General features: G+C 55.0%; 14 protein-coding genes and 1 pseudogene. All 15 read right to left on the bottom strand.

All coding sequences use genetic code 11. From position 1 onward, the window contains the following. Positions 1 to 61: 61 nt before the first annotated feature. Positions 62 to 1027: an electron transfer flavoprotein subunit alpha/FixB family protein gene (locus tag RCH87_RS08030; RefSeq protein ID WP_306516192.1), complete on the bottom strand. Its 966-nt coding sequence runs from the start codon at positions 1025 to 1027 to the stop codon at positions 62 to 64. 25 nt (positions 1028 to 1052) lie between these two features. Then, positions 1053 to 1856, bottom strand: a complete 804-nt coding sequence (locus RCH87_RS08025; RefSeq protein WP_306516191.1) for an electron transfer flavoprotein subunit beta/FixA family protein — start codon at positions 1854 to 1856, stop codon at positions 1053 to 1055. A 233-nt stretch (positions 1857 to 2089) separates the two neighbouring features. Beyond that, entirely contained in the window at positions 2090 to 2971 is an 882-nt protein-coding gene (locus RCH87_RS08020) for an NUDIX domain-containing protein (protein ID WP_306516190.1), read from the bottom strand. A gap of 47 nt (positions 2972 to 3018) precedes the next feature. Continuing rightward, the gene (locus RCH87_RS08015; protein ID WP_306516189.1) at positions 3019 to 3903 is read right to left on the bottom strand and encodes an ABC transporter ATP-binding protein; all 885 of its coding nucleotides are present in this window, start codon (positions 3901 to 3903) and stop codon (positions 3019 to 3021) included. A gap of 88 nt (positions 3904 to 3991) precedes the next feature. Continuing rightward, positions 3992 to 5029, bottom strand: coding sequence for a tetratricopeptide repeat protein (locus RCH87_RS08010; RefSeq protein ID WP_306516188.1), 1038 nt, complete (start codon positions 5027 to 5029; stop codon positions 3992 to 3994). A gap of 99 nt (positions 5030 to 5128) precedes the next feature. Then, on the bottom strand, positions 5129 to 5440 hold the full coding sequence (locus RCH87_RS08005; RefSeq protein ID WP_306516187.1) for an MTH1187 family thiamine-binding protein: 312 nt from the start codon (positions 5438 to 5440) through the stop codon (positions 5129 to 5131). Between the two features lie 51 nt (positions 5441 to 5491). Continuing rightward, entirely contained in the window at positions 5492 to 5812 is a 321-nt protein-coding gene (locus tag RCH87_RS08000) for a hypothetical protein (RefSeq protein ID WP_306516186.1), read from the bottom strand. Next, positions 5813 to 6505, bottom strand: a complete 693-nt coding sequence (gene nucS, locus RCH87_RS07995; protein ID WP_306516185.1) for an endonuclease NucS — start codon at positions 6503 to 6505, stop codon at positions 5813 to 5815. A 10-nt stretch (positions 6506 to 6515) separates the two neighbouring features. Then, on the bottom strand, positions 6516 to 6965 hold the full coding sequence (locus RCH87_RS07990) for a DUF2550 domain-containing protein (RefSeq protein WP_306516184.1): 450 nt from the start codon (positions 6963 to 6965) through the stop codon (positions 6516 to 6518). A gap of 219 nt (positions 6966 to 7184) precedes the next feature. Beyond that, positions 7185 to 7556 (bottom strand): F0F1 ATP synthase subunit epsilon, encoded by a 372-nt coding sequence (locus tag RCH87_RS07985; RefSeq protein WP_306516183.1) that lies wholly within the window; start codon positions 7554 to 7556, stop codon positions 7185 to 7187. A 16-nt stretch (positions 7557 to 7572) separates the two neighbouring features. Continuing rightward, positions 7573 to 9024, bottom strand: coding sequence for a F0F1 ATP synthase subunit beta (atpD, locus tag RCH87_RS07980; RefSeq protein WP_306516181.1), 1452 nt, complete (start codon positions 9022 to 9024; stop codon positions 7573 to 7575). Positions 9025 to 9027: 3 nt separating this feature from the next. Continuing rightward, a complete protein-coding gene (locus RCH87_RS07975) occupies positions 9028 to 10002 on the bottom strand; it encodes a F0F1 ATP synthase subunit gamma (RefSeq protein ID WP_306516180.1) in 975 nt (324 codons plus the stop codon). 61 nt (positions 10003 to 10063) lie between these two features. Next, a complete protein-coding gene (gene atpA, locus RCH87_RS07970) occupies positions 10064 to 11737 on the bottom strand; it encodes a F0F1 ATP synthase subunit alpha (RefSeq protein ID WP_306516179.1) in 1674 nt (557 codons plus the stop codon). A 44-nt stretch (positions 11738 to 11781) separates the two neighbouring features. After that, positions 11782 to 12609, bottom strand: a complete 828-nt coding sequence (locus RCH87_RS07965; RefSeq protein ID WP_306516178.1) for a F0F1 ATP synthase subunit delta — start codon at positions 12607 to 12609, stop codon at positions 11782 to 11784. 6 nt (positions 12610 to 12615) lie between these two features. Further along, positions 12616 to 12853 (bottom strand): annotated as a pseudogene (locus tag RCH87_RS07960) (F0F1 ATP synthase subunit B); the annotation flags it as partial.

Below are 12853 nucleotides of genomic sequence, written 5' to 3'. Positions count from 1 at the left end.
GGTGTTGTCGCAGCATGATCGAGATAAGTCATAGCCCCAATCCTACGCCGGAGTGTATGCGCTAGCTATTAGCGCGGGCTCGCAGCTCTGTAGTCAATGCCGGGGCAATTTCGTGCAAATCCCCAACAACGCCCAAGTCGGCGATGTTGAAAAACGGCTCATCGGCATCCTGATTGACGACGATAATGTGCTCTGCAGTCTGCATGCCCACCAGGTGTTGGATAGCGCCGGAAATGCCCAAACCGATATAGAGCTTCGGGCTGACAGTGACACCAGTCTGTCCAATCTGATGTGCTGGGGCGTACATGCCATCGTCGACGGCATCACGAGTTGCACCGACCGCTGCACCAAGGCTATCTGCCAATGGCTCAACAACAGCACTGAAGTTCTCGGCAGATCCCACACCCCTGCCACCAGCAACGATGTTTTTCGCCTGCAGCAGATCCGGGCGATCGCCTGCAACGGCTGGGGTAAACGAAGCCACGCGGACCTCATTCTTACCCGCACCATCGACGGTGATCTTGACGACGTCGCCACCCACGTTCGCAGGCGCTGCTTCCGGTTCCACCGCACCTGGGCGCACGCTATACAACGGGCAATCCCCTTCTGCTTGGGCAACAACCTCGACAGAGCCACCGAAGATCGAGTGCACTGCTGAGCCGTCGTTGTTTATGCCAATGACGTCGGCAAGAATGCCTGAGGCTAAGCGTGCTCCCAGCCTCCCAACAATCTCGTTACCAGTCACGCTAGATGCCACTACGATCGGGCCAGGGTTCGTCGCGGCAACCGCTGACAGCGCTTCGACCTCTGGCATGACCAGGCGCTGCTCATAATCTGATGCCTCAGCGCAGTAAGTCTTGTCCACGCCGAGCGCTGCAAGCTCTCCGGGCACCTGATCGCAAGCGCCTGGTGCGCTTACGGCCACTGCATGCACAGAGCCCAGCCGCCGTGCTGCAGCGATGAGTTCTTTAGTGACTGGCTTAATGTGACCATTTTCGTGCTCAACCAGTACATATACCTGTGACATTAAGTACTACTCCCTCGCTATCAATCTAAATCAGGTTATTTTTTGCCAAGTAATCTGCGATCTTGCGAGCTTGCTCTTCGGGGCTGCCAGAATCGATTACTTCGCCAGCCGTGCGTGGCGGGCGCTGGTTGTGGCTGAGCACACGCGTCGTCGCATTATCCGCACCGACCATATCGGCGTCGAGTTCAATTCCAGAAATGTCGACGGTTTTAATCTCGTGTTTTTTAGCTTGGCGCAAGCCTTTAAACTTCGGGAAACGCGGGCTAGCGGCTTTATCCGTCACCGTCACTAAAGCCGGTAGGTCCGCTTCTAGCTGCCAACTACCACGATTATCCTCTCGGGCCGCAGTAATCACCCCGGCTTCCACCTTGAGCTCATGAACAGCGGCCAGTGCTGGGATTTCTTGAAATTCCGCCAACAAGCCAGGAACGGTGCCGGTAGAACCATCGGAGGAGTAATTTCCGCCGATGATCAGCTGCACATCATCGATGGTCTCAATAGCGCTGTGCAGGGCAAAAGCTGTTCCCAGTGCATCGCTGCCGCCGAGAGCTTCATCGGTGATATGCACGGCATCATCTGCACCCATCGCGATCGCTTTCCGCAATGCTTCCTCATGGTGTGCCGGCCCCATGCTCAGAGCTATAACTTGGTAATCAGTTCCTGCTTTCGCGGCTTCTTCGCGCACCCGCAAAGCCTGCTCCAAGGAAAATTCATTGATCTCATCAATGATGACGTCAACGGAATCACGATCTAAACGCGCGTCATCGCGCAAGGATTTTGTCGACCACGTATCCGGCACAGTTTTAACCAGAGCCACGATAGTTGGCATCACTGCCACCTTCCTTCCTGTTGTTTTAGCGTTCCAATTTGTTGTTCTGTAGTTCTGCTGTTCTACTGCGCTAGTGCATTTTTATACACGCCCTGCTCACATGGCTCCAGCGTGCACGTCCAGCGTAGTTCTGGAGGCCAGCGCGGTGTCAGTATTTACTTCTACGGCAGACCACTGTACCACTTAGTCTATATTAGCTAGACAGGGCGGTCGGTTTTGGGGTGTACCAAGCCTCAAATCAGCTTTCCAATCCGGTCTGCCGGTTGATACTCCAAGAACTCACGATACGCCGGATCTTCCCACCCCTTGCCGACGATGGGATGAATCACAGTATCGTCAGCGCAGCGCATAACATCTGCCACTGTTTTGCACCCAGCAAGCTTGTTCAGCTGCGCCCACGTCGGCAAGACAAAGCGCACCAAACCCGCTCGCCAGCCGTCGAGAAGCAACTGTGGGGAAAACCAATTCGCATCGTCAGCTTCCCCGCCAGGATCCGGCGCTGGGCGCTGACCGTTCGGTACCCGCGCTACGAAAGAAAAAGTATCGAACCACGTCTGCCGACGGTCAGACTTGCCCACCCAGCGCGCCCACGGCCGCAACAAATCTGAACGCACCTTCAGATCATGCTTGTGCATCAAATCCGACAACGCGATCTCATGTGATTCCAAACACCGCCGCGCGTAGCTGTACGGCGCGACGTTCGTGATCGGCGAACCATCGCCATGCACAGCCAACAGCGCGCCAGCTTCTTCAAACAACTCGCGCACCGCCGCGAAAACCAAGGCGTGGGCTTTATACTTATTGGTTTCCATCCGCCGGGCCAAAGACACTGCCGAAGGACCACACCAGTGCTCGCCGGAATTCCATGATCGCGCAGGAAAATCCCGATGATCCACCCCACCACCGGGAAACACCGTAATGCCGGGAAAATGCTGCATTGTCGATACCCGCTCCTGGGCAAAAACTTCCAGGCCCCGGGCACCGTCACGCACCAGCAGCACCGTCGCAGCCAATCGTGCGCCTTGAAAGCCCGTCATCTCCTCAGGATTGATCGCATCGATCCGATCAGACGGGTGCTGGCAGTGGAACTGCGCGTGCGCCGGAATTTCTGGCATTAACTATTCACCTCAGTTGATCGCTTCAGCTCGTCACTTCCAAGCACCTACCCCGCACGATGCGAGCCACGGCCCCGGCTAGTGCGGCGAGCAAAAAAGCGCGAGCCCAGTCGGTCAACCTGAATCGGTTGATGGAAAGCCTTGGTGAGGTTCTCGGAGGTCAATACGTCGTCAAGCAAGCCCTGCGCAACCACCTCACCCTCATCAAGCAGCATCGCGTGAGTAAATCCTTCCGGGATCTCTTCCACGTGGTGAGTAATCATCACGATCGCAGGAGCATCCGGGTCCATAGCCAGATCGCCAAGATAACCAACGAGATCTTCACGACCACCCAGATCCATCCCGGCAGAAGGCTCGTCCAGGATCAGAAGTTCAGGATCAGTCATCAGCGCACGAGCAAGCAGCACGCGTTTACGCTCGCCTTCAGAAAGCGTGCCCCAAGTGCGCTCCATCAGGTGGAATGCGCCAACTTGGTCCAAAATATCGTAGGCTCGCTCAAAATCAAGAGATTCGTAATCTTCGCGCCACCGGCCCAGCACGGCATATCCTGCCGAAACCACCAGGTCATCGACACGCTCACCGGCAGGGATTCGGTTGCCCAGAGCCGCCGAGGATATCCCCACCATCGCGCGCACATCCCGCATATCAGCGGCACCGAACTTCTCGCCCATCACGAAGGCAGTGCCTTGCGAAGGGAATTCTTCTGCCGACGCCATGCGCACCAAAGAAGTCTTACCGGCGCCATTGGGGCCAACAATCACCCAACGCTCATCCAATTCCACCTGCCAATTAACCGGACCGACCAGGCGGTTTCCACCACGACGTAGTGCAACTTCGCGGAAGTCAATCAACAAGTCGGCATTAGTCTCTGGCTCGTTATTCAACTCAGGCTGCTTGGCCACTGGCTCGTTGGATCCGGACGTCGAAGTCATAATCTCAGTAGTCTCTTTCTACACGCTGCTCAGGCTAGAAGTCGTCACCTCCAGCTTAAAGCAAGCGCTCGCAATCGGGGCACGAAGCCTAGAACAATGCACTCGCTAAGTTAGTGCGGGCTTGCTTCACACGAGGATCAGCGGGGTCAAATAGTTCAAACAACGAGATCACCCTCGTACGCAGACGTTCCTTGTCATCTCCCACGGTTATTTTCATCGTCTCGATCAAACGCTCAAACGCCTTGTCCGGTGCCCCCGCGAGCACTTCAGCATCTGCAGCATCGAGTTGCTTGTCGACGTCGTCTGCCGCTGCATCCGCTTCTGCAATAGCATCACCGCTGCGGTTAGCAGGATCGAATCGTTCAATAACTTCAACTGTTTTAAGCGCCAAGCTAGCCTGTTTATCAGCAGGATCATCAGCCAAGATCGCATCGTAATGCTCGCGTGCTTGTGCGTAATCACCGGCAGACAGTGCCTGCTCCGCTGCATCATGCCGCGGGTCCATACTGACATCGTTGTCGGATTGACCTGCTGAGTCTTGCGCTGGGTCGACGATCGTAGCTTTAGCACCGGCAAGTTTTGGCCCGATTTGTTGAATCAAGGCATCAAGCCATTGTGCCAGAACATCTGCAGGTTGCGCGCCTTGAAATTGCGTTAAAGGTTGGCCTTGCCCCAAAGCTACAACCGTAGGAACCGCCTCCACACGGAATGCCTGCGCAATCGCTGGATTCTTATCAGCATCGACATAGCCGAAAACGACCGCGCCGAGGCGCTGCGAATCAGTGACCAGCTGTTCCAAGTTGGCTTTCATCTCATCGGATTCAGCAGCACGCGAGGTCCCTAACAAGACGACGACAGGAACCTCGGTGGAGCGGCGCACCACATCAGATTCAAAATTCTGGTCGGTGATCTCGAAATAGGCGGGTGCACTCCCGGCTTGGCCACCGGACGATGCTGGTGCCGCTTGTTTTCCAGCCTCGCCAGCTCCGGCCGTCGGATCGCCAGGCGTTTGTACACCAGGCGCAGTGGCGCGCGCTTGGTTTTTCAACTGCTCGAGATCAACCGCAGAAGCGGCGAAACGTGCGGGCTCTTGTCCTGGTTGACCAGGCTGCTGCGAATTAGTCATGGAAGTAGTACCTCCTAAAAATTTGATATGTTTCGTCCTGGATGAGCGGGTGTCTGGTTATAGACCTTTAGCGGCCAGACTGCGAAGTTTCCGTCGCTCCTACTGGCGTGGCTCTTCTGCGAGGTGCCGATTAACAGCGTCAACTTTCGCACGCAGCCCGTCGGTAACACCCCGCCGAATATCAGCTTTGATCACCAACGACACCCGTGGCGAAACTGCTTCTACCGCCGCTGTCGCCTTTTTCACCACGGCGAAAACTTCGTCCCATTCTCCTTCGAGGAGGGTAAACATCGCATTCGTTTCATTCGGCAACCCCGACTCACGCACGACGCGCACCGCTTCGGCGACGGCCTCCGACATTTCACCGGTTTCATTCGTGGTGGTAGGTGCAACAGAAAAAGCCACAATCATAGACCCCAGGCTACCCGTTTTCGCGGGGTATCGTACCTGCCGTGTATAGCATCAGCGCCGCTGCCAGCAGTGGGTATGCCAATGCCGTCGATCCTCGCCTTGGCCGCCAGAATCGCGTGGCCACGCCACGATGTGGCTCACCCCGGGCGGTATATCCACGTTGCATCCCGGACAAACATAAAATTTTACGGCTTTCACAGCTGCAATTTGACGGTATTCATAGGGACGTCCAAAATCCCAACTCGGCCCCTCAACAACCTTCGTGCCAAACAACGAACCGCCATCGGTCGGAATACTCGATGGAACGTATTGTGATCGCCGTGCCTTGCCTGCCTTTTTGCCCTTGGCTGCACGTCTTTTCTTCACAGCCATTTAGAACAACCGCAATTCGTTGCTCTCTAGCCCGCGAAGCTCCTGATAGTCCAAAGTCACACAACGGATTCCACGGTCTTGGGCTAAGGTTTTTGCTTGCTCTTTAATCTGCTGTGCCGCAAAGATTCCATGTACCGGGGCCAAAAGGCTGTCGCGGTTGAGCAGCTCTAAATATCTCGTGAGCTGTTCTACACCATCAATACCGCCACGGCGTTTAATTTCGACTGCAACTGTCTCACCGTCTGCATTACGAGCAAGGATGTCTACCGGACCAATTCCGGTGGGGTATTCGCGCCGGACCAAAGTATAGCCATCGCCCAACGTAGCGATGTGTTCCGCAAGTAGCTCTTGCAGGTGGGCTTCCACCCCATCTTTCACCAGTCCGGGATCTTCCCCTAGCTCGTGGCTGGTGTCGTGGTGTATGGAGTGCAAGGTAATACGTAACTGCTCACCCTGTGGGTTTTCAACCACCCAGAGTTTTTCTGAAGTGTCCTCGCCATCAATATCGGTGATGGCAGATTCCTTTAGGGTGCATGGCGAGGTCATCCAATTGAGTGGCTTGTAGGCTTTGTTGTCTGCATGAACAGAGACCGAACCGTCCGCCTTAACCATGATTAGACGGTCGGCTGCGGGCAAATGTGCATCCAATCTCCCCACATAATCAACAGAACACCGGGCAATCACTAAACGCATGCCCACTACCCTAGCGCAGGTGCTGTGGGTTATAACGTTCTTGTCGACTATCTGGAGCGGACTCTAGCCACGATGTCAATGCCATGGCCGTCGAATGGTCAACCGCTAATTCGAAATGATCATCTGAAGTCGATATCTCCAATACCTGAAGGGATGAAGACATAAAAGAACCCTCAGCATCTGTAACCGAACGTTGACGGTGCAGCGTCAATTCTTTTCGTTCGAGTATCACATCTGCAGAGGGTGATAAAGAGCGAAGCTTATACATGTTCAGCTTCTGGCCATCACAAACTATTCTCCCGTGACGCCAACCATGTGTGCCTTTTGCTGGCAGGCGGCGAGCAATAACCGCGTTACCTTTCGAGCGCAGCGTAAAAAACTTCCACGCGGCTAATCCCGCAACAAATGCCAGTGCAAATAAGCCGCACCACGGTAGAAAGCTACCAATAAAACCCTGCATTAAGCTGCCACCTTAAAAAACAGAAGATATTTTTGCTCATTCTAGTGTGCGCAGGTGAGTTTGTGAAATGAAACTACACTCTTTGCGGGGTGAACTATATTCCTAGGCGGTTAGTGTCGGTTGCGCGCGTCTACATACCAACCGACGCAAAAAGGGCTCTCCCCAAACATGGGAAAAGCCCTTTTGTAGCAGGCCATAAATCCGGCCCAGGCCGGTCTCTTAGACCAGCTCAGCGCGACGCTGCGCACGACGTGCTGTGACGCCGTGTGCGCGAACGTACTCGTCATCAGAGTTTTCGAATTCCTCGATCACAGAAGAATTCAGCTCTTCAGAAGTAATCGCCCAGTCAGCCAGAACGGTCACTTTTTCCTTAGAAACGGACAGAAAACCACCCTGCACGCCGAAGACGACGCGGTTGCCGTTGTCGGTAGTGATGGTAACTACACCATTGTCCAACAACTGACCAAGTAGGGGCTGGTGTCCAGGCAACACGCCGAGCTCACCATCGGTGGTCTCAGCAGTGACCATGGTGGCCTGGCCGGACCAAAGCTTACGGTCGACCGCGACGAGTTCCACGGTGAATTCAGCCATGTGTGTCGCCTACTTCCTACTTCTCGTTCATCTTCTTGTACTTTTCCTCGACATCGTCGAGGCCACCCAAACCGTCAAAGGCCATTTCTGGGTAGTGATCAAATTCGCCTTCGCAAATGCGCTCGAACGCATCAATGGTCTCTTCGAGCGGAACGGTCGAACCAGGCAGACCGGTGAACTTCTCAGCAACATAGAAGTTCTGGCCCAAGAAACGCTGGATACGACGGGCACGCTGCACAGTGACCTTGTCTTCTTCAGAAAGCTCGTCCATACCCAGGATGGCGATGATGTCCTGCAGTTCTTTGTTCTTCTGCAGAATGTTGATCACGCGCTGAGCAATGGCATAGTGGCGTTCTCCGACGATTCCTGGCTCGAGAATACGAGAGGTCGACGAAAGTGGGTTCACCGCTGGGTAGATACCCTTCGAAGCGATGGAACGGTCCAACTCAGTCGTTGCGTCCAAGTGGGCGAACGTGGTTGCCGGAGCTGGGTCGGTGTAGTCGTCGGCAGGGACGTAAACAGCCTGCAACGAAGTAATCGACTTACCACGGGTAGAGGTAATACGCTCCTGGAGAACACCCATTTCGTCAGCCAGCGTTGGCTGGTAACCCACGGCAGATGGCATACGGCCGAGCAAGGTTGAGACCTCGGAACCAGCCTGGGTGAAGCGGAAGATGTTGTCGATGAACAACAACACGTCCTGGTTCTGGACGTCGCGGAAGTACTCCGCCATGGTCAAGCCGGACAAGGCAACGCGCATACGCACCCCTGGTGGCTCATCCATTTGGCCGAAGACAAGAGCGGTGTCTTGCAGCACGCCCATCTCTTCCATTTCGAGGAAGAGGTCAGTACCTTCACGGGTACGCTCACCGACGCCGGCGAAAACGGAAGTACCGGAGAAGTTACGGGCAATACGGGTGATCATTTCCTGAATCAGAACCGTCTTACCAACACCTGCACCGCCGAACAGGCCGATCTTACCGCCCTTGACGTACGGGGTAAGCAGGTCAATAACCTTGATTCCAGTTTCCAGAATCTCAGTCTTACCTTCCAATTCGTCAAACGGTGGTGGATCGCGGTGGATACCCCATTGTTCACCGTCACGCCCCAAACCAGGCTCATCCAAGCACTCGCCGAGTGCGTTGAAAACGTGGCCTTTAACGGCATCGCCGACCGGCACGCTGATTGGCTTGCCTGTGTCGGTGACCTCGGCACCACGAACGAGTCCGTCGGTAGGTGCCAAAGCGATAGTACGGATCAGGTTGTCGCCGAGGTGCTGTGCGACCTCGAGCGTGATGGTCTTGGCGACTGCCTCGAGGGTGACCTCGACAGTCAGCGCGTTGTACAGAGCAGGCATCGCACCACGTGGAAACTCCACGTCGACGACCGCACCGGTGACGCGCACGACGCGGCCGACAGCGTTGGTGCTGCCTTCCTGCGTGTTCTGCTCATCAAGAGCTGTAGTCATGATTTAGTCACTTTCTCCGCTGCCGGCAAGCGCACCAGCGCCACCGACGATCTCGTTGATTTCCTGGGTAATCTGTGCCTGACGAGCCTGGTTGGCAACGCGAGACAGGTCATTAACCAGGTCATTTGCGTTGTCAGTCGCTGCCTTCATTGCCGTACGACGTGCGGCAGATTCAGCAGCCGAGGCCTCCAGAAGCATCGCGTACAGAATGCGTGAAACGTACTTCGGCAACAGCGCCTCGAGCAAAGATTCTGGATCTGGCTCGAACTCCATCTGTGCTTCGGTTTCGCCATGTGTGGTGGCAAAGTCTTCATCGATTACTTCTTCATCCTGATACACAGGCTCGATTGGAAGAAGTTGGTGAACGTTGACTTCTTGCACCAGCATCGACACAAATTGAGTGTGAACTACGTGCACTGTGTCAAAACCGAACAGTTCCTCGCCTTCTGAGACGTTGACACCGTCACGGTATGGCGCTGTGCCGTCCGAGCTAGCTTGGAAACCTTCAATGAGATGCTGGCGCATGTCATGAGTGGCTTCCATGCTTGGGTCTTGGGAGAAACCGGTCCATTGCCCTGCGATGTCGACGTCGCGGAATTGATAGAAATCAACGCCCTTGCCGCCGGCGACGTAGCGCTTAACCTCGTAGCCCTTTTCTTCAAGGAGTTTTTCCAACTCATTAGCGCGTTTCAGCACGTTGTAGTTGTAACCACCACACATGCCACGATCAGAAGTAATGACCAACACTGCAGCGGTTTTTACTTTGGCGCGCGGTTGCAGCATTGGGTGTTCCAATGTCGCCGCAGACGCCAAACGCTCCATTACCTCTTTCATCTCGTCAGCATAAGGCTGTGCCTCGTCGACACGTGCCAGAGCTTTGTTGATGCGCGAGGTGGCGATCATCTCCTGAGCTTTGGTGATCTTCTTCGTAGAGTTCACTGACCGGATACGGTCGCGCAATTCGCGAAGAGTAGCCATGGTTTCTTTCCCTCCCTTCTTTCGTGTTCTAGAAAGCGATCAATGTTCGTAACCGTGGTTACTATTTTTTGACGCTTTTACGGGAGACGTTGAGCTGGTTCTTTTCCACTTCGGATTCCTCGAGCGGTTCCTCGTGGTTTTCGATCACAGGCTCACCAGAGGTGGTCTGGAAACCCTTGGCAAATTCTTCATTCGCCTTGCGCAAAGCAGCCTTGGAGTCGTCATCCAATGGCTTGCCGCCCTGAATCTGTTCAAAGACCTGAGGAGCTTCACCGTGCAAGTATTCATGCAGTTCGGTCTCGTAGCGACGTGTATCCTCGACCGGAACATTATCGAATGCACCCTCGGAAGCGAGCCAGATCGAAACGATCTGGAATTCGACGTTCTGTGGACTCGACTCTGGCTGCTTCAATAGCTCAACCAGACGCTGACCGCGTTCCAGCTGCTGTTTAGAGGCTGCGTCAAGGTCAGAAGCGAAGGTCGCGAATGCTTCCAGGTCGCGGTAGGCAGCCAGATCCAGACGGAGGTTACCGGCTACCTTCTTCATTCCCTTGGTCTGTGCTGCACCACCGACGCGGGAGACAGAAATACCCACGTCGATAGCGGGACGGACACCTTGGTTGAAGAGGTCAGACTGCAAGAAGACCTGGCCATCAGTAATGGAAATGACGTTGGTAGGAATGAATGCACCAACATCGTTCGCCTTGGTTTCGATGACCGGCAGCGCCGTCATTGAGCCGGCACCAAGCTCGTCATTGAGCTTAGCTGCGCGTTCCAGCAGACGAGAGTGCAAGTAGAAAACGTCACCTGGGTACGCTTCGCGTCCTGGTGGACGACGCAGCAGCAACGAGATTGCACGGTAAGCTTCTGCCTGCTTGGTCAAGTCATCGTAAATCACCAAGACGTGCTTGCCTTCGTACATCCATTGCTGACCCAAAGCTGCACCGGAGAATGGTGCCAGCCACTTGAAGCCGGCGGCATCAGAAGCTGGTGCAGCAACGATGGTGGTGTATTCCAGTGCGCCGTGCTCTTCAAGCGTACGGCGCACACCAGCAATGGTGGTACCTTTTTGACCGACCGCTACGTAGATGCATCGCACCTGCTTGTCCGGATCTCCGGACTCCCAGTTTTCTTTCTGGTTCAAGATGGTGTCGATACACAGAGCGGTTTTACCGGTCTTACGGTCACCAATAATCAGCTGACGCTGACCACGACCGATTGGGGTCATCGCGTCGATGGCCTTGATGCCGGTCTGCATTGGTTCTTCAACCGGCTGGCGATCCAATACGCCAGCGGCTTGCAGCTCAAGTGCACGCTCTTTGTCGGACTTAATTTCGCCTAGGCCGTCAATTGGCTGACCCAGGGGGTTAATTACGCGGCCAAGAAAATCTTCGCCGACGGGGATGGACAGTACTTCTCCGGTCCGCTTAACCTCATCACCTTCAGCCAGTGATTCGAAGTTACCCAGAACAACAACGCCGATTGAGTCGGTGTCCAAGTTCTGTGCGACGCCAATAACGCCGCCAGGAAACTCCAGGAGCTCATTAGCCATAACGGACGGTAAGCCAGAGACGTTGGCAATACCGTCGGCTGCCGAAATGACCACGCCGACCTCCTCACGGGAGGCCGTCGCGGAATAGCTCGAGGTGTAGTTCGCAATCGCGCTACGGATCTCGTCGGAGGAGATCGTCAGCTCCGCCATGTTCTTCCTGCTCTCGGTTGTATTTTCCAGCAATTACTTAAATTGATCGTCTAAACGTGGCAATGTGCCCGGGACGGCTATCCAGCTGCTAACGCAGAACGCATGCGTTCCAGTTTAGCCTTTGTCGAGCCGTCAATAACCTCATTGCCGACGTGGATGCGCACTCCACCGAGGAGGCTGGGGTCAACCTCATTGTGGATGGACATCCGGTGATCGTAAATCGTACGAAGTTTCTCGGCGAGAGCCGAGCTCTGCTCATCAGTCAAGCTTCCAGCACTGACAATCCGGGCAACTTTGCACCCACGCAGTGCGGCAACCTGATCAACGAGTGCTGCTACGTCGCTACTTGGATCATTCTCGATCCGGCCAACTGCTTGCAACGCCAGTGCTTCGCTGAACATCGTGACGTTTTTGTCTTTGAGAAGACCTGCAAGCAAAGAGCGCCTTTTCGACGCCGGAACGCGTCGATCTGACAACAGCATTGAAAGCTCGCCTTCGCGATCGAGCACACGCGATAAGGTGAACAATTCATGTTCAACTTGTTCCAGCTGGTTCTTGCTCTCTGCTCCGCGCAAAAGAATGCGCCGTGCAGCCAAGATAAGCCCAGACCGTAAATCGCGTGGATTCGACCAAGTCAAGCCCGCAGCCTTCTTGAGGACAGTTAGAGCGCTAACAGAGAGATGTTTCGAAAACACCTCGTCCGCCAATGCGACTCGCTGCTCCGAAGGTGCTGCGTTATCGGCAAGCGTAACTCGCAACGGCCGATCGCCTTCAATCGCTTCGACGACCTCGAAGATTTCCAAACCGGTCTGCGAGTCAACCTCTACGGCGTTATCGGACTGAGACGAGGTCTCGTCGATGGCTGCGTAGAGTTGCTGCAATGCTTCGCGGCTCGCTGCTTTCATGCTTGCCTACTTCCTTGCGGCAGGTGCCACGTTGTCGAGTTCGGACAAGAAGGAATCAACAGTGCCGGACTGCTTAGTTGCATCCGACAGTTCCGTGCCGAGCAAGCGCTCAGCCAGCGAGATGGAATTCTGGCCCAAATCCGAGCGCAGATCCGCAACAACTTGCTCCCGGTTAGCAGCGAGTTGCTTGTTACCAGCTTCGACGATACGTGCTGCTTCTTCTTCCGCTTTGGCTTTATACTCA

The organism is Corynebacterium sp. (assembly GCF_030826625.1).
Taxonomy (GTDB): Bacteria; Actinomycetota; Actinomycetes; order Mycobacteriales; family Mycobacteriaceae; genus Corynebacterium.
Note: the sequence above shows the minus strand (reverse complement) of the source record. Positions and strands in the feature narration are given on the sequence as shown.